Here is a 17195-nt window from a genome sequence, read left to right as displayed (position 1 = left end):
CTTTAGCGCGTGGTTTCGGTCATGCGCCGTTTTACATAGGTTTCGACGTCACCGATCATCTGCTCCATATGCGGATCTTCAAAGAAATGGCCCGCACCCTCCATTTCGGTATGGGTGATGGTGATGCCCTTTTGTTCATGCAGCTTGTCGACCAATGCCACGGTATCGCGGGGCGGCGCCACGCGATCGGCACTGCCGTTGATGATCAGGCCTGACGCGGGGCAGGGCGCAAGGAAGCTGAAATCATACATGTTCGCGGGGGGCGACACGCTGATGAAACCGGTGATTTCGGGGCGGCGCATCAAAAGCTGCATCCCGATCCATGCGCCAAAGCTGAATCCGGCAACCCAGCAATGTTTCGCGTTCTGGTTCATCGACTGAAGATAATCCAGCGCGCTGGCGGCGTCGGACAATTCGCCGACCCCCTGATCGTATTCCCCCTGACTGCGCCCGACACCGCGGAAATTGAACCGCAGAACGGTGAATCCCATGGCGTGAAACGCATAGTGCAGGTTATAGACAACGCGATTGTTCATCGTGCCGCCGAACTGGGGGTGGGGATGCAGGATAATCGCAATGGGGGCATCGGATTTCTTTTGCGGATGGTAACGGCCCTCAAGCCGCCCTTCCGGGCCGGGAAAAATAACCTCGGGCATATGTCTCCCTGACGAGTTGGGGGGCCGCATTGTCAAACTTGACGAAAACGCTTGGCCACCTTAGAACGGTTCTAATCTGCGGTGAGCCGCAGGGTCATGGGTGAGGTAATTGTCCTGACCCCCGGCGTCAACTGCCCATAGGCATGTCAGAAAGGGCAAACCCCGTGAAACTGAGCACCAAGGGACGTTATGCGATGGTTGCGCTGGCCGATCTGGCCCTTGCAGAGCCTGACAAGCTGGTTTCGCTGGGCGAACTCAGCCGCCGACAGGATATTTCGCTGCCCTATCTGGAACAATTGTTCGTAAAGCTGCGCCGGGCTGAATTGGTCGAATCGGTGCGCGGGCCGGGCGGCGGGTATCGCCTTGCACGCCCTGCGATCGAAATCCGCGTGGCCGATATACTGGTCGCGGTGGATGAAACCGTCAGCGCGATGCACACCGGGGCCGGGGCGCAGGGCGGCGTGTCGGGCAGCCGGGCGCAATCCCTGACCAACCGGTTGTGGGAAGGGCTGAGCGCCCATGTTTACGTCTTTCTGCACCAGACGCGGCTGTCGGATGTGGTGGGCAACGGATTGGCCCCGTGCCCGGCGGTTCCAACCCTGTTCACGGTGGTTGACGGGGCATGAATGCGCGCGCCTATCTTGACTGGAACGCCACAACGCCCCTGCGCCCCGAGGCGCGGGCCGCGATGATTGCGGCCATGGATGTGGTGGGCAACCCGTCGTCGGTGCATGGCGAGGGACGCGCGGCAAAGGCCGTGGTCGAACGCGCCCGCGCACAGGTGGCGGCGGCCTGCGGGGCCGAGGGGGCGGATGTGGTGTTCGTATCATCAGCAACCGAGGGCTGTGCCATGGTTTTGTCGGGGCGCGGGTTGGCCTGCGCGCCGGTTGAACATGACGCGGTAACGGCGTGGTGCGATCCGGCACTGGCGGTTGATGGCGCCGGGGGTGTTGCGGTGACTGACCCCTCCGGCACGGCCCTGCAACTGGCCAATTCCGAAACCGGCGTGGTGCAGAATTTGCCCGCTGGTCTGGCCTTTTGCGATGCGACACAAGGGTTTGGCAAGCTGCCTTATGCCTTTGAATGGTCCGGCGCCGAGGCGGCCGTGATTTCGGCCCACAAATTTGGCGGGCCCAAAGGGATTGCCGCCGTATTGTTGCGGCGCGGGCTGGATGTGCCGGCGATCATCAAGGGCGGCGGGCAGGAAATGGGCCGCCGTTCGGGCACCGAAAACATTGTCGGGATCGCCGGAATGGGCGCCGCCGCCGAGGCCGCCGCGCGCGATCTGAGCGATGGACTCTGGGATGGGGTTGCGCAACTTAGAAATATTCTAGAAACAGCACTGGCGTCTGGCGAAAAAGAGACTATTTTTGTCGGGAAAGACGGCGCACGCCTGCCCAACACCAGTTGCATCCTGTCGCCCGGTTGGAAGGGCGAAACACAGGTGATGCAGATGGATCTGGCCGGGTTTGCCGTTTCCGCCGGCAGCGCCTGTTCCAGTGGCAAGGTGCGCGCCAGCCGGGTGTTGCAGGCCATGGGGTTTGACGACCGGGCATCCTCCAGCGCGATCCGCGTATCGCTGGGGCCGAACACCACGCGGGACGAAATTGAGCGTTTTGCCGACAGATGGCTGACGCAGGAACGGAAATACCGGACGAAGGCAGCCTGAGGGCGGTCTGAAAGGGGATCGAGATGAATGTAGTTGATACTGACGTAAAAGAAGGCGTGGACCGCGAAACCGTGGATGCCGTCAAATCCCTTTCGGGCAAATACAAACACGGCTGGTCCACCGATGTTGAAATGGATTACGCGCCGCGCGGGTTGTCCGAAGACATCGTACGGCTGATTTCCGAAAAGAACGACGAGCCGGAATGGATGCTGGACTGGCGCCTTGAGGCCTATCGCCGCTGGGTGAAAATGGAAGAACCCGAATGGGCGATGGTCCATTATCCCAAGGTGGATTACCAGGATCAATTCTATTACGCCCGTCCCAAAAGCATGGAAACCAAACCCAAATCATTGGATGAGGTCGACCCCAAGCTGTTGGAAACCTACAAGAAACTTGGCATCCCTCTGAAAGAGCAGATGATCCTTGCAGGGGTTGAGGGGGCCGAGAATGCCGACGAAAACCGCAAGGTTGCGGTGGATGCGGTGTTTGATTCCGTTTCGGTTGGCACCACTTTTCAGGCTGAACTGAAAAAGGCCGGGGTGATTTTCTGTTCGATCAGCGAGGCGATCCGCGAACACCCGGAACTGGTAAAGAAATACCTTGGTTCGGTCGTACCGCAATCCGACAACTTTTTCGCGACCCTGAATTCGGCGGTGTTTTCCGACGGCTCGTTTGTCTATATCCCGCCCGGCGTGCGCTGCCCGATGGAATTGTCGACCTATTTCCGCATCAACGCCGAAAACACCGGCCAGTTCGAACGCACCCTGATCATTTGCGATCGCGAAGGCTATGTTTCCTATCTGGAAGGCTGCACCGCGCCCATGCGCGACACCGTGCAACTGCATGCCGCTGTTGTGGAAATTGTCGTCATGGACGATGCCGAAGTGAAATATTCCACCGTCCAGAACTGGTATCCGGGCGACGAAAACGGCAAGGGCGGCATCTTCAACTTTGTGACCAAGCGCGCCGATTGCCGGGGCGACCGGGCCAAGATGTCCTGGACCCAGGTTGAAACCGGGTCGGCGGTGACGTGGAAATATCCAAGCTGCATCCTGCGGGGCGACGATTCACAGGGCGAATTCTATTCCATTGCCATCGCCAACAATTACCAGCAGGCCGATACCGGAACGAAAATGGTGCATCTGGGGAAAAACACCCGTTCGCGCATCGTGTCAAAAGGGATTTCCGCAGGTCGGGCGCAGAACACCTATCGCGGCCTCGTGTCGATGCACCCCAAGGCCAAGGACAGCCGCAATTACACCCAATGCGACAGCTTGCTGATCGGTGACAAATGCGGCGCGCACACGGTGCCCTATATCGAAGTGCGCAACAACTCTTCCCGGGTGGAGCACGAGGCGACCACATCCAAGGTGGACGACGATCAGTTGTTTTACTGCCGGCTCGCGCGGGATGGGCGAGGAAGACGCCGTGGCCCTGGTTGTCAACGGGTTCTGCAAGGAAGTGTTGCAGGCTTTGCCGATGGAATTCGCCATGGAAGCGCAGCAACTGGTTGCGATTTCGCTGGAAGGGTCGGTGGGCTGACATGGGCGGTCTCGACCCGATCAAAGAGCCGAAAGGCAGCGGGTGGTTCTACTGGCTGGTGTTTGCGGGTGTCGTGGTCCTGGTGATGTTGGTGTCGTCCGGCTGGTGGCTGGGCGCCGAGCCATGGAAAATCGCGGTTGCCGGTGGCGCGAGCGGGCTGATCGGGTCGTTGTCCGGGCGTTGGGCGGCTGCCCAATGGCCGCGCACGAAAGGATAAAGATCCATGTTTCCTATTGCTTTGGTTCCGGCCCGTTTTGTGGCCAAAAGGCGCTGACATGGGGCGGGGGTTTGACAAACACCGGGCGCGGGCGCTGATTGATCTGCTGGCACCAGAGCGGCGCACGCGGGTGGTTGAGGTGGGCGCGAACCCGATTAACGAAAACGCCTATGGCGGGTTGTTGGCCATGGGCGCCTGCGATGTCTGGGGGTTTGAACCCAGCGATGAGGCCTTTGCCCGCCTCAAACCGGGGCCCAACGAAACCTATATCAAGGCGGCGGTGGGCGATGGCACGACCGGCACTTACCATTTGTGCAAATCCATTTCCCTGTCGTCCCTGCTGGAACCTGACCCCCGCACGACCGGGTTTTTCCGCCGTCTGGCAAATCCTTCGCAGGTGCAAGAGAGGATCGAACTGACCACAATGCGCCTTGACGATCTGGCAGAGGTGCCGGACTTCGATCTTCTCAAGATTGACGTGCAGGGGGGCGAAATGCAGGTCTATGACGGGGCGCGCGAAAAGCTGGGCCAGGCGGTGGCGGTGATTAGCGAGGTGGCCTTTGTGCCGCTTTACAAGGATCAGCCGTTGATTGACGCGCAAATGGGGTTCCTGCGCGAGCTGTGGGTTTGATCTGCACAAGATGTTGTTTTTGAAGCAATTCTCGTTGCGCGGCGGATTGAATACCGGGCTGAACAAACGCGGCCATGCCAATCAGTTGCTTGATGGCGATGCGGTGTTCCTGCGTTCGCTGCGCTTTCCCGAAAAGATCGGGGACGAGGCCCTGAAACATATGGCCATTCTGGCCGATACGGTTTTCGACAGTTTCGATGTGGCGCTGCGCTGTGTCGAACATCTGATCGAACGTGAACTGGTCGATCCGGCGGCGGCGCGGGCTTATGCCGCAACGTTGCCGGATCAGGCCGTGAAATAGGGCGCCCTGGGCGCCAAGAAGGATGAGAAGGTAAACAAATGCTTGAAATCAACAACCTGCACGTCAAACTTGAAGACGATGAGCGCGTCATCCTGAAAGGGGTCGATCTGAAAATCGGATCGGGCGAAGTCCACGCCATCATGGGGCCGAACGGGTCGGGAAAATCGACGTTGTCCTATGTTCTGGCCGGGCGCGACGGCTATGAAGTGACCGATGGCACCGCCAAATTGCAAGGCGCCGACGTTCTGGACATGGACCCGGAAGAACGCGCCGCCGCCGGTCTGTTTCTGGCGTTCCAGTATCCGGTTGAAATTCCGGGCGTAGGCAACATGACGTTTCTGCGCACCGCCGTAAATTCCCAGCGCAAGGCACGCGGCGAAGATGAGATGAGCTCGACCGAGTTTCTCAAGGTGATCCGCGCCCGGGCCAAGGAATTGCAGATCGACGCCGAGATGTTGAAACGGCCGGTGAATGTCGGATTTTCGGGCGGTGAGAAAAAGCGCAATGAAATCCTTCAGATGGCCATGCTTGAGCCAAAGATGTGCATCCTTGACGAAACCGATTCCGGGCTTGATGTGGATGCAATGAAACTGGTCGCCGACGGGGTGAATGCCCTGCGCGATGCGGGGCGGTCGTTTCTTGTGATCACCCATTATCAGCGGCTTTTGGATCATATCAAACCTGACGTGGTGCATATCATGGCCGATGGGAAAATCGTGAAAACCGGCGGTCCCGATCTGGCGCTTGAGGTCGAAAACAACGGCTATGCCGACATCATGGCGGAGGTGCAGTAATGGCACTGCCACAACAGAAAACCGATCTGGCCGAGGCGCGGATTGCCGCGCTGGCCCTGCCCGATGGGGCCGGGTGGTCGGCTGATGCACGGCAGAATGCCGTGTCGCGGCTGCGGGCCATGGGCCTGCCGCATCGGCGCGATGAATACTGGCGCTATACCAAACCCGACACCCTGACCGCCCCCGAGGCGCCGCAGGCCGCATTGTTCAATGCCGGTGAAACCCCGGTGTTTGACGGGCTGGACCAGTTGAAAATCGTGTTTGTCGATGGTGTTTTCGATGCCGATGCCTCCGATGATCTGACCCTTGCCGGGGTCGAGATTGATCGTCTGGACAGCGCCAGCGATATTCACTGGGCGCGCGGCCTTTATGGCACGTTGGAAACCAACGGCCAAACCCCGGTTGCCCGCCCCCTTGCCGCCCTGAACACCGCCTTTGCCAGTGACGGCGTGCTGATCCGTGCCACCGGCAAGGCGGCGCTTCCTGTTTCGCTGATCTATCTGCACCGGGATGAAACCTCGGATGCGATGCTGCACCATGTGATCCGGGTGGAAGAGGGCGCCGATCTGACCCTGCTGGAAAACGGCCCTGCTGCCGCGCGGTTCAACAAGGTGCTGGAGGTGGATGTCGCCGATCATGGCGTATTCAACCACATCCGCGTTCAGGGCCGCGATCACGAACGTCGGGCGGCGACCCATATCTTTGCCCGTCTTGGCACCGAAAGCAGCTTCAAATCCTTTACGCTGTCGGTCAACGGTGTGCTGACCCGCAACGAATGCGTGATCGAACTGACGGGCGATGATGCCCTGGCCCATGTGGCCGGTGCCGCCGTGGGAGATGGTGATTTTCACCACGATGACACGATTTTCATCACCCATGACGCCCTGAACTGCGAAAGCCGTCAGGTGTTCAAAAAGGTGCTGCGCAACGGCGCGACAGGCGTGTTTCAGGGCAAGATTTTGGTCAAGGCGGGGGCGCAGAAAACCGACGGTTATCAGATTTCGCAGGCGCTTCTGCTGGACGATGACAGTCAGTTTCTTGCCAAGCCCGAGCTTGAGATCTATGCCGATGACGTGGCCTGTTCCCACGGGTCAACCACCGGCGCGATTGATGAAACAGCGTTGTTTTATCTGCGTTCACGTGGGGTGCCATTGGATGAGGCGCAGGATCTGATGGTTCTGTCGTTCCTGGCCGAGGCCCTGAACGAAATCGACGACAAGGATATTGCCGCCGATCTGACCGACCGTCTGGCGGCCTGGCTGGCCCGGCGGCGCGGCTGAACCAATGGGTGTGACCAGCGATATATTGGCCAGCTATCGCCGGCCGGGTGCGGTGCTGCGGCGCCGCACCGCCGGGGCAGTGCGCGAGGATCGCGCGCTGATTACAGTGATGATTGCCTGCGCGTTGATCTTTGTGGCCCAATGGCCGCGCCTGTCGCGCGAGGCGTTCCTGACCGGCCAGGAGTTCGAGGTGTTGATGGGCGGCGCATTGCTCGGCTGGGTGTTCATCATGCCGCTGGCCCTTTACGCTGTTGCCGCGCTCAGCCATATGGTTGCGCGAATGCTGGGCGGGCGGGGCACATGGTTTGGCGCGCGTATGGCGCTGTTCTGGGCGCTGCTGGCGGCTTCGCCGCTGTGGTTGCTGTGGGGGTTGATCGCCGGATTTATCGGCGATGGTCCCGGCCTGAATCTCGTGGGGGCGGCCGCGCTGCTGGCATTCCTCGGGATCTGGGGCGTCGGGCTTTGGACGGTCGAATGGCGAACGGAGCGGGCGCAATGATGAACCTTTCCACCCTGCTGCCCATGGCGGTGCAGACGGTTCGCGCGCCCCGTGCGGTGGCCGAGCGGCTGATGGCGCTGAATTTGGGGCGCGAGGTTCTGTGGCAGGCGCTGGTGCTGGTCGTGGTTCTGTCGATCCTGCTGGCCGAACTTGGCAATCTTTTGCTCGGCGGCTGGAGCGGTGCGCAGATGCCGCCGCTGTTCATCAGCCCCCTGCAACTGGGCCTGATCCAACTGTCGCTTTTGGTGGTAATGGTTTTCATTGTCTTCTGGGTTGGCCGGGCCTGCGGGGGTACGGGGCGGTTTCAGGATGGGCTGGTTCTTATCGTCTGGCTGCAATTCGTGATGGTGTGCCTTCAGGTGGTGCAAAGCATTGCCCTGCTGTTTCTGCCCATGCTGGCCTGGCTGATCGGGGTGTTCGGGTTGTTGCTGTTCATGTGGCTGCTGACCCATTTCATCGCGACCCTGCACAGTTTCAAATCCATTCCCAAAACCTTTGTGATGATCCTGGCGACCAGTTTCGGTCTGGCCTTTGGTCTGTCCCTGATACTTGCCGTGATCGGAATTTCCGTTCCCGGCATGGAGTGATCCGATATGTATGACGTGAATGCAGTGCGTGGCGATTTCCCGATCCTGTCGCGACAGGTGAATGGCAAGCCGTTGGTTTACCTTGATAATGGCGCCTCGGCCCAAAAGCCCAAAGTGGTGATTGATGCGATCACCCAGGCCTATTCCATGGAATATGCCAATGTGCATCGCGGGCTGCATTTTCTGTCAAACCTTGCCACCGACAAATACGAAGCGGTGCGCGCCACCGTGGCCCGGTTCCTGAACGCGGGATCGGAAGATGAAATCGTGATGAACAGCGGCACGACCGAAGGCATCAACATGGTCGCCTATGGCTGGGCCGCGCCGCGGATGCAGGCGGGCGATGAAATCATCCTGTCGGTGATGGAACATCACGCCAATATCGTGCCCTGGCATTTCCTGCGCGAACGCCAGGGTGTCGTGCTGAAATGGGTGGAAACCGATGCCACGGGCGCCCTTGACCCCGACGCCGTGCTGGCCGCGATCACGCCGCGCACCAAACTGATTGCCGTCACCCATATGTCCAACGTCCTGGGCACCCGTGTGGATGTAAAGGCGATCTGTGCCGGGGCGCGCGAAAAGGGCGTGCCGGTCCTGGTGGATGGCAGTCAGGCAGCGGTGCATGGGCCGGTGGATGTGCAGGATATCGGCTGTGATTTTTATCCGGTGACGGGGCATAAACTCTATGGTCCGTCCGGGTCCGGGGCGATTTATGTGCGCAAGGACCGGATGGCCGAGATGCGCCCGTTTCTGGGCGGCGGTGACATGATCCGCGAAGTGCGCCGCGACGGGATTGATTATAACGACGCGCCGATGAAATTCGAGGCTGGCACCCCCGGTATCGTGCAACAGATCGGGTTGGGTGTTGCGCTGGAATACATGATGGATCTGGGGATGGAAAACATCGCCAGGCACGAGGCCGATCTGCGCGATTATGCAGCGGCGCGTCTTGCCGGGCTGAACTGGGTTCAGGTGCAGGGCACAACGCCGGACAAGGGCGCGATCTTTTCTTTCACGCTGGACGGACAGGCCCACGCCCATGACATTTCAACGGTTCTGGACAAACGCGGCATTGCCGTGCGGGCCGGGCACCATTGCGCGGGGCCGTTGATGGAGCATCTGGGGGTGCATGCCACCTGCCGGGCCTCTTTTGGCCTTTACAACACCCGCGAGGAAATTGACGCGTTGATTGATGCGTTGGATCTTTGCCACGATCTGTTCGCCTGATCCAGCGGAGGCGCGCCTTGCGCGCCACATCATGTTTTGCCGCCCGTGGCGGGCGTGGCGCGCCAATGGGCCTGTTCCGTTCGCTGAACCGTTGGGGTTTGGCGGGTGTTTGCAAAAGACTGCCACGCGCAACCCGTCTTTGCACGATTTTACGTTGCGGGTGCGCGATGTGGCGGTTATAGAAGCGGCGCGCACCCATAGCTCAGCTGGATAGAGTGTCGCCCTCCGAAGGCGAAGGTCGTAGGTTCGAATCCTACTGGGTGCACCAAAACATCTGTCATCCTGTTCATTGCGGCCCATGCCGGGCCTTTGAAGCCTGCGTCGTGGCATGGGTGCCCTGGTTGCGGGGAATCTTTTCCTCGTCCCTTGCGCCGGAGGCTTTCACAGGGTCAACTGTCGGCTGACCCAGTTAGTGTGACAAGGCCAGATTAACCCCATGTATCCTACCGCCGCCAAGTTGATCGCCGGGCTTTTGTTTGCCGCGCTGGCATTTTTCGTGACCGGGCTGGTTTTGCCGCATATCCCCTATGGCGCTGATATTCCGGTAACATTTGGGGTGGTGAACGCGGGGATCGGGTTCTTGATGGGCTGGCGTGTGGTTGGGCGGCGGGCCGGTGAAGGCTATGCCTTTGGGGCGGCCTATGGGCTGACGGCGGGGGTGGCCATCACGTTTTGGGTGCTTTTGTGGTGGGGCGGGCGCGAAATGATTCAGCGGTCGCTGGATTTGTACTATGACGACCCGACCGAGGCGCTTGAGGAAATGGTGCGGCTGATGCTGGAATACGGCGGTTACATTGTGAACTATGATGTGTTGCCGGCCTTTGCCATCGGGGCGGTTTTTTGCGGTTTGATCGCCGAATGGGTTGGTCAGAAAAACGGGCGCCCGGCGGAGTAACCCATGACGGATATTTTCATTTTCGGCACGCTGCTGGACAGTGATCTGCGGCGCTGTGTGGCGGGCTGTGATCTGCACGCCGCGCCTGCGGTTCTGGCCGGGCAGGGGGTGTGGCGGGCCAGCGGCGGCGATTATCCGGTGCTGGGCGCGGGGACGGGCGCGGCGGGGCTGTTGCTGTGCGATGTTCCCCCCGATGCTATGGCGCGGCTGCATTTTTATGAAGAAGGGTTCGGGTATATCACCGGGCAGGTGACGGTTGACGTTGATGGTACGGCGCGCGCTGCAACGGTCTATCTGCCTGCCGATCCGGCACCGCCCAGTGGCGAGGCGTGGTCGCTGGCCGATTGGCAGGCTGGTTGGGGGGCGATGACCCGGCGTGCGGCAGATGAGGCGATGACGCTGTTTGGCACGGTGACGGGTGCGGTGCTGCGCGAACGGATGGGGACGATCCGGGTGCGCGCGGCCTCGGCCCTGCGCGCGCAGACACGGAATGTCGCGGGGGCGCCGTTTGACCGCTCGGCGGTTGTCACGCAGGACGTGCGCCGCCCCTATGTCGATTTCTTTGCGGTGGAGGAGCGGGATCTGACCCACCGCCGCTTTGACGGCAGCCAAAGCGCGCCGATGTCGCGCGCCGCGTTCCTGATGGGTGATGCGGTAACGGTTCTGCCTTATGATCCGGTGCGCGACCGGGTGCTTTTGGTGGAACAGTTCCGCTTTGGCATCTTCACCCGTGGCGATCCCGCGCCCTGGAGCCTTGAGCCGGTGGCGGGCCGGATTGATCCGGGCGAAGACCCGCAAACCGCGGCACGCCGCGAAGCGGAGGAGGAGGCGGGGCTGACCATGGGCGAGTTGCGCCATGTGGCCGACCATTATCCAAGCCCGGCAGCCGTGACCGAATACCTGATCAGCTATGTCGGGCTGTGCGACTTGCCCGATCTGGTGCAGGGGGCCGGGGGCCTGGATGATGAACAGGAAGATATCCGCACCCATGTGATAGCCTTTGATGATCTGATGGCGCGGATCGGGCGCGGCGAAATCACCAACACGCCGCTTTTGCTTACGGCGTATTGGCTGTTGAATGAACGCGCGCGTCCCGGCGCCTTTGCTTGAGTTCGCCTTGTGGTGCGCCTAGACAGGGGCGGTATCGGCAAGGAATCCATAACATGACAATTCACCGCGATCTGGCCGCCGCAATCGGCAACACCCCCTTATCCGGCTGAAAGGCCCGTCCGAGGCCACGGGCTGTGACATTCTGGGCAAGGCCGAGTTCATGAACCCCGGCCAGTCGGTCAAGGATCGCGCGGCGCTGTTCATTATCCGCGACGCGGTGGCGCGCGGCGATCTGAAACCGGGTGGCACCATCGTCGAGGGCACCGCCGGCAACACCGGAATCGGGCTGGCGCTGGTCGGGGCATCCATGGGGTTTCGCACTGTCATCGTGATTCCCGAGACCCAGAGCCAGGAAAAAAGGACATGCTGCGCCTTGCCGGGGCAGAATTGGTGCAGGTGCCGGCGGCGCCTTACAAGAACCCCAACAATTATGTCCGTTATTCCGGGCGTCTGGCCGAGGCTTTGGCGAAAACCGAACCCAATGGCGCGATCTGGGCCAACCAGTTTGACAATACCGCCAACCGGCAGGCCCATGTCGAAACCACCGGCCCCGAAATCTGGGATCAGACGGGAGGCAAGGTGGATGGGTTTGTCTGCGCTGTCGGGTCCGGCGGCACCTTGGCTGGCGTGGCCGAAGTGTTGCAGCCCAAAGGCGTGAAAGTGGCGCTGGCCGATCCCGAGGGTGCGGGGCTGTTAAAGATTTATACCGGCGATGAAAACCCCGGCAATTCGATCACCGAAGGCATCGGGCAGGGGCGGATCACTGCCAACCTCGAAGGATTCACCCCTGACATGGCCTGGCGCATTGGCGATGCCGAATCCCTGCCTGTGGTGTTTGATCTGCTGACCGACGAGGGCCTGTGCCTTGGCGGGTCGTCGGGCGTCAATGTGGCGGGTGCAATCCGCATGGCACGCGAGATGGGGCCGGGGCATACCATTGTCACGATCCTGTGCGATTACGGCACCCGGTATCAAAGCAAACTGTTCAATCCGGCATTCCTGCGTGAAAAGGGCCTGCCTGTTCCCGCATGGCTGGACGAGGGCGGGCGCGGATTGCCGTCGGTCTTTCAGGAATGAGCCATCGCGCGCCGCACCTGTTGCGGGCGTTGCTGGTCACTGTGCTGTTGTGGCTGGCGCTGCCGCTTTTGGCGCAACCCGAGCAGGATCTGACCGCATGGGAGAATCTGGCAGGACGTGCCGAAACCACGCTTGAGGCGGGCAATGCCAGCGATCTGCGGCTTGAGGATCTGCGCACCGAGATTGTCGGGTATCGCGAGGAATTTCAAAAGGCGCAGGGCACCAATCAGGCCCGGATCACCACTCTTGAGGCGCAGATTTCTGCCCTGGGTGATCCGCCGGGCGAAGAAGGCCCGCCCGAAGCGGTTGAAATTGCATCGCGCCGCGCCGAGCTGGAGCGCCAGCTTGCACAGTTGAAAGCCCCGCAGCGCAGCGCCGAGGAAGCCTATAACCGGGCCGATGGGTTGATCCGCGAGATCGACAAGACGATCCGCGAACGCCAGGCCGAAGAGGCGCTGCGCCGGGGGCCAAGCCCGCTGAACCCGGCGTTGTGGGCCACGGCGTTTGGCGACATGGCCAAGAGTTTTCGCGCGTGGCACGATGAGACAAGCGAGGCGCTGAACGCAGAAAACCGCGCTGAATCTTTGGGCGGCAACGGTGTTATCATCGCAGTCTTGCTGGTGATTGCGTTTGTTCTGGTGCTGCGCGGACGCAGTGCCGTTGAATGGCTGACCCTGCGGTTTTATGCCGGGTGGCGTGGTCACAGTAGCCCCGCTTTGGCCTTTGTCATTTCGCTGGGTCAGATCGCGGCGCCGGTGTTGGGGCTGACCGCGCTAAGCGCCGCAGGTTTCATGAGCGGCCTTCTGGGCCTGCGCGGGCAGCTTGCGGCTGAAACCCTGCCGACCCTTGGCGTTCTGGCGTTTGGCGCGATCTGGCTGGGCGCGCGGTTGTTCCCGCGGCGCGTCGAAATTGACGCGCCACTGCCCATTCCGCTGGAGCAGCGGCACAGGGCGCGCGTTTATGTCACCCTGCTGGGGCTGGTTCTGTGCAGTGGCGCATTGTTGGGGCAGGTTGTTGAATTTGATGCCTATTCCAGCGGAACACGGGCGGTTCTGTCGTTTCTGCTGATGGTGGTTGCGGGCCTGATTCTGGTGCGGCTTGGACGTATGTTGACCTCTGTCCATCTTGCTGCCCCGTCGCAGGATGACAACGACGCGGTTTCCGCGGTGCCTTATTTTACCGGGATCGTGCATCTGATTGGCCGGATCACAACCGTGGTGGCCGTGATTGGCCCGCTGTTGGTGGCGGTCGGATTTGAAATTGCCGGAACGCGCCTTGTTTACGCGGTGATTGGCAGTCTGGCCTTGTTGGGGCTGTTGGCGGTGCTGCGTCTGGCGGTGCGGGATTTCTATGCGCTGTTCATGCAGTTGGACCCGCGCCAGGCCGGCGAGGCGCTGACCCCGGTTCTGATCAGTTTCCTGCTTGGCATCTGTGCGCTGCCGCTGTTCGCGCTGATCTGGGGGGTGCGTTCGGCCGACCTGCTCGAACTCTGGACCCGCTTTCGCGAAGGGTTTTCCTTTGGCGAGACCCATATTTCCCCAGTGGATTTTATCAGTTTCGCCATGGTCTTTGCCCTTGGGTTTGCAATGACGCGGCTGTTGCAGGGCACACTGCGTTCGTCCGTGCTGCCCAAGACCCGGATAGATACGGGCGGGCGCAATGCCATTGTGGCGGGCACCGGCTATGTGGGGATTTTCCTTGCCGCGATCTTTGCCATCGTTTCGGCGGGAATTGATCTTTCGTCGCTGGCCATCGTGGCCGGGGCGCTGTCGGTCGGGATCGGGTTCGGCCTTCAGAACATCGTGTCGAACTTTGTCAGCGGTATCATCCTGTTGATCGAACGCCCGATTTCCGAGGGCGACTGGATCGAGGTCGGCGGGCAGATGGGCTATGTGCGCGACATTTCCGTGCGTTCGACCCGGATCGAAACCTTTGACCGCACCGATGTGATCGTGCCCAACGCCGATTTTGTCAGCGGCACCGTAACGAACTGGACCCGTGGCAATCTGGTGGGGCGGGTGATTGTGCCGGTGGGGGTTGGCTATGGGTCGGACACCCGGCAGGTTGAAACGATTCTTCAGGAAATCGCCGAGGCGCACCCCCTTGTGGTGATGAACCCACCCCCCGCCGTGGTGTTCATGGAATTCGGCGCCAGCAGTCTGAAATTTGAAATCCGGGCGATCCTGCGCGATGTGAATTTCGTGCTGTCGGTGAAATCCGACATGAACCATGAAATCGCCGCCCGGTTTCGGGATGAAAGCATCGAAATCCCCTTTTCCCAACATGATCTCTGGCTGCGCAACCCCGAGGCGCTCCATCGTGCGCCCCCGCAGGGGCGGCCGACAGAAACACCCCCATCGCAAACCGGGCCATCGGACCGTGCCTATCTGACGCTGGATGATGTGACGGACACGGGTGATGCAGATGCCAGCCCCCCTCGGATGCCGGAAAGGACGATCTATGACCATACTTCTGTTTCGCGATGACGCGTACCTGCACAGCGCCCCCGCCGTTGTAACCGCCCTCACCGATGAGGGGGGCGTGATCCTGGATCAATCAGTGTTCTATGCCACAGGTGGGGGGCAGCCGGGCGACAGCGGCACCCTGGCCTGGGATGGGCGCGAGATCGAAATCGCCACTTGCCTCAAGGGGGAAGGCGACGATCTGATCCTCATACCGGCGATGCCCGATGCCTTGCCGCCGGTGGGCACCCATGTAACCCAGACTCTGGATTGGGGCCGTCGGTTGCGCCACATGCGGGTGCATACGGCGCTGCACCTTCTGTCGGTGGTGATCCCGCTACCGGTCAGCGGCGGGGCGATTGCCGCCGAAAAGGGGCGGCTCGATTTCGACATGCCCGAGGCGCCCGATGACAAGGCCGCACTGGAGGCCGCCCTGAATGATCTGGTAAGTCGCGATCTGGAGATCAGCGAAAGCTGGATCACCGACGATGAATTGCGCGCCAATCCGGGCCTTGTGAAAACCATGTCGGTGATGCCGCCCATGGGGGCAGGGCAGGTGCGCCTGGTGCGTATCGGCCAGGGCGACGGGCAGATTGATCTGCAACCCTGCGGCGGCACCCACGTGCGCCGCACCAGCGAAATCGGCCCGCTGCGTCTGGGGAAAATTGAGAAAAAGGGCGCGCGCAACCGCCGTGTTTACCTGCATCTGGCGTGAGTTCGCAATGTGGGCGCAATTCCCGCCCAACTCCCTTGCAATCCCCGGCGCGATTGGCTAACTCACGCCCCACGGACAGGTGGCCGAGTGGTCGAAGGCGCACGCCTGGAAAGTGTGTAGGCGGGAGACCGTCTCCAGGGTTCGAATCCCTGTCTGTCCGCCACCCCACGATTTTGCAGCGTTTCGATAGGTCGCCTTGGGCGGCCTTTTTCTTTTGTCTGTAAGGTTTTGGCGGGAATTTCCGTTGTTCTGGATTTCTTTCGATTGCTCCGGTATGCTTTCCTTGAGTGGTATGGAATGTGGTATATCTCATGGCGGCGCTTACCGGAAAACTGACAAAGAAGCTGGTCGAGAACCTTGGGCCGGGGCGACATGGGGATGGGGGCGGGCTTTATCTGGTGGTTGATCCAAGCGGCGCGCGGCGCTGGATCGTTCGGGTGGTGGTCAAGGGGCAGAAAAACAGGATGGGCGCGCCGCTGCGCACTGACTTTGGCTTGGGCGGTGCCGATGTGGTGACATTGAATCAGGCGCGGGATCGGGCGTTGGAATATCGGCGCATGGCCAAACAGGGGCTGAACCCACGTTTCAACGCGCGGCAGGATGTTCCGACATTCGAGGAAGTGGCGCAGCAAGTTCACATCGCGCGGATGCCCACGTGGAAAAACGCCAAGCATGGCCAGCAATGGATCAACACCTTGCGCGACTATGCCTTTCCCAAGATCGGGCGCATGCCGGTCGATAGCATTGGCCAACCCGAGGTTTTGATGTGCCTGTCGCCAATCTGGACCGAAAAACACGAAACCGCGAAACGTTTGGCGCAGCGGATCAAAACTGTGTTGGATGTGGCGCGCTCAAAGGGGCTGCGGTCGGGCGAAAACCCGGTCACGGCGATCAAAGAGGCACAGGTTTTGCCAAAGGTGAAGCTGCGCCCCAAACATCACGGCGCGATGGCGTGGCAGGATGTGCCAGCCTTCTACGCTGATCTGAAAACCCGCAACGCCATGGCGGCAAAGGCGCTGATGTTCACCTGTCTGACCGGCTCGCGCACCAGTGAAGTGTTGGGGATACAATGGCCGGAAATTGATTTTGACGCGGGGCTGTGGACCTGTTCGGCGGACCGGATGAAAGGCGGGGTTGTTCACCGGGTGCCGTTGACAGATGAAATGCGCGCGATCCTTGAGCCATTGCGGGCGATGCAATCCGATTTTGTCTTTGAGGGCCAGAAACGGCACCGGCCCCTGTCCAATATGTCGATGCTGATGTTGCTGCGCCGGATGAAGGTTGAGGGCGTGACGGTGCATGGCTTCCGCTCAACCTTCCGGGATTGGGCGTCAGAGGTGGCCAACGCGCCGCGCGAGGTTGCGGAAATGAGTTTGGCGCACAAGGTCGGGTCGGATGTGGAGCGCGCCTATGCGCGATCTGACCTGTTGGACAAGCGCCGGGGGTTGATGGAGCGGTGGTCAAATTATGTCACGGGCGCCGAAAAGTCGGTTGTCACGTTGGCCTTTGGATCGCGGTAGCGCTCCATATGAG

16 protein-coding genes, 2 tRNA genes and 2 pseudogenes are annotated in these 17195 nt (G+C 60.9%); 19 read left to right on the top strand and 1 reads right to left on the bottom strand.

The features are described from left to right. Positions 1-2: 2 nt before the first annotated feature. Positions 3-656 carry an alpha/beta hydrolase gene (locus AC0L7P_RS12515; RefSeq protein ID WP_473433053.1) on the bottom strand — a complete coding sequence of 218 codons (654 nt, stop codon included), beginning with the start codon at positions 654-656 and terminating at the stop codon, positions 3-5. Between the two features lie 164 nt (positions 657-820). On the opposite strand from AC0L7P_RS12515, the gene iscR reads away from it, so the two are divergent. From iscR to AC0L7P_RS12420, 19 genes and pseudogenes are all read left to right on the top strand, one after another. After that, the gene (gene iscR / locus AC0L7P_RS12510; protein ID WP_473433052.1) at positions 821-1282 is read left to right on the top strand and encodes a Fe-S cluster assembly transcriptional regulator IscR; all 462 of its coding nucleotides are present in this window, start codon (positions 821-823) and stop codon (positions 1280-1282) included. Further along, positions 1279-2325, top strand: a complete 1047-nt coding sequence (locus AC0L7P_RS12505) for a cysteine desulfurase family protein (RefSeq protein ID WP_473433051.1) — start codon at positions 1279-1281, stop codon at positions 2323-2325. The genes iscR and AC0L7P_RS12505 overlap by 4 nt, the downstream gene beginning before the upstream one ends. 23 nt (positions 2326-2348) lie before the next feature. Continuing rightward, positions 2349-3867: pseudogene (gene sufB, locus AC0L7P_RS12500) on the top strand (Fe-S cluster assembly protein SufB). Between the two features lies 1 nt (position 3868). Continuing rightward, complete coding sequence (locus AC0L7P_RS12495; RefSeq protein ID WP_473433050.1) at positions 3869-4084, top strand: hypothetical protein; 216 nt, start codon at positions 3869-3871, stop codon at positions 4082-4084. Between the two features lie 58 nt (positions 4085-4142). Next, entirely contained in the window at positions 4143-4715 is a 573-nt protein-coding gene (locus AC0L7P_RS12490; RefSeq protein ID WP_473433049.1) for an FkbM family methyltransferase, read from the top strand. Then, on the top strand, positions 4675-5016 hold the full coding sequence (locus AC0L7P_RS12485) for a hypothetical protein (RefSeq protein ID WP_473435542.1): 342 nt from the start codon (positions 4675-4677) through the stop codon (positions 5014-5016). The genes AC0L7P_RS12490 and AC0L7P_RS12485 overlap by 41 nt, the downstream gene beginning before the upstream one ends. Positions 5017-5054: 38 nt before the next feature. Then, entirely contained in the window at positions 5055-5810 is a 756-nt protein-coding gene (sufC, locus tag AC0L7P_RS12480; RefSeq protein WP_473433048.1) for a Fe-S cluster assembly ATPase SufC, read from the top strand. Next, entirely contained in the window at positions 5810-7090 is a 1281-nt protein-coding gene (locus AC0L7P_RS12475; RefSeq protein WP_473433047.1) for a SufB/SufD family protein, read from the top strand. Before sufC ends, AC0L7P_RS12475 begins: the two co-directional genes overlap by 1 nt. A gap of 4 nt (positions 7091-7094) precedes the next feature. Continuing rightward, entirely contained in the window at positions 7095-7589 is a 495-nt protein-coding gene (locus AC0L7P_RS12470; protein WP_473433046.1) for a YIP1 family protein, read from the top strand. After that, positions 7586-8176, top strand: a complete 591-nt coding sequence (locus AC0L7P_RS12465) for a YIP1 family protein (RefSeq protein ID WP_473433045.1) — start codon at positions 7586-7588, stop codon at positions 8174-8176. The genes AC0L7P_RS12470 and AC0L7P_RS12465 overlap by 4 nt, the downstream gene beginning before the upstream one ends. 6 nt (positions 8177-8182) lie before the next feature. After that, a complete protein-coding gene (locus tag AC0L7P_RS12460; protein WP_473433044.1) occupies positions 8183-9403 on the top strand; it encodes a cysteine desulfurase in 1221 nt (406 codons plus the stop codon). 191 nt (positions 9404-9594) lie between these two features. After that, positions 9595-9671, top strand: a tRNA-Arg gene (locus AC0L7P_RS12455). A 168-nt stretch (positions 9672-9839) separates the two neighbouring features. After that, on the top strand, positions 9840-10298 hold the full coding sequence (locus AC0L7P_RS12450; protein ID WP_473433043.1) for a TrgA family protein: 459 nt from the start codon (positions 9840-9842) through the stop codon (positions 10296-10298). Between the two features lie 3 nt (positions 10299-10301). Further along, positions 10302-11408, top strand: a complete 1107-nt coding sequence (locus AC0L7P_RS12445) for an NUDIX domain-containing protein (RefSeq protein WP_473433042.1) — start codon at positions 10302-10304, stop codon at positions 11406-11408. A 100-nt stretch (positions 11409-11508) separates the two neighbouring features. Then, positions 11509-12485 (top strand): annotated as a pseudogene (locus AC0L7P_RS12440) (cysteine synthase A). Then, complete coding sequence (locus tag AC0L7P_RS12435; protein WP_473433041.1) at positions 12482-14971, top strand: DUF3772 domain-containing protein; 2490 nt, start codon at positions 12482-12484, stop codon at positions 14969-14971. Before AC0L7P_RS12440 ends, AC0L7P_RS12435 begins: the two are co-directional and overlap by 4 nt. Further along, complete coding sequence (locus tag AC0L7P_RS12430) at positions 14946-15662, top strand: alanyl-tRNA editing protein (RefSeq protein ID WP_473433040.1); 717 nt, start codon at positions 14946-14948, stop codon at positions 15660-15662. The genes AC0L7P_RS12435 and AC0L7P_RS12430 overlap by 26 nt, the downstream gene beginning before the upstream one ends. Positions 15663-15735: 73 nt before the next feature. Then, positions 15736-15825 (top strand) — tRNA-Ser (locus AC0L7P_RS12425). Between the two features lie 148 nt (positions 15826-15973). Then, complete coding sequence (locus tag AC0L7P_RS12420) at positions 15974-17182, top strand: tyrosine-type recombinase/integrase (protein ID WP_473433039.1); 1209 nt, start codon at positions 15974-15976, stop codon at positions 17180-17182. Positions 17183-17195 lie beyond the last annotated feature (13 nt).

It is taken from the genome of Oceaniglobus sp. K40-3, from assembly GCF_055808395.1.
Note: the sequence above shows the minus strand (reverse complement) of the source record. Positions and strands in the feature narration are given on the sequence as shown.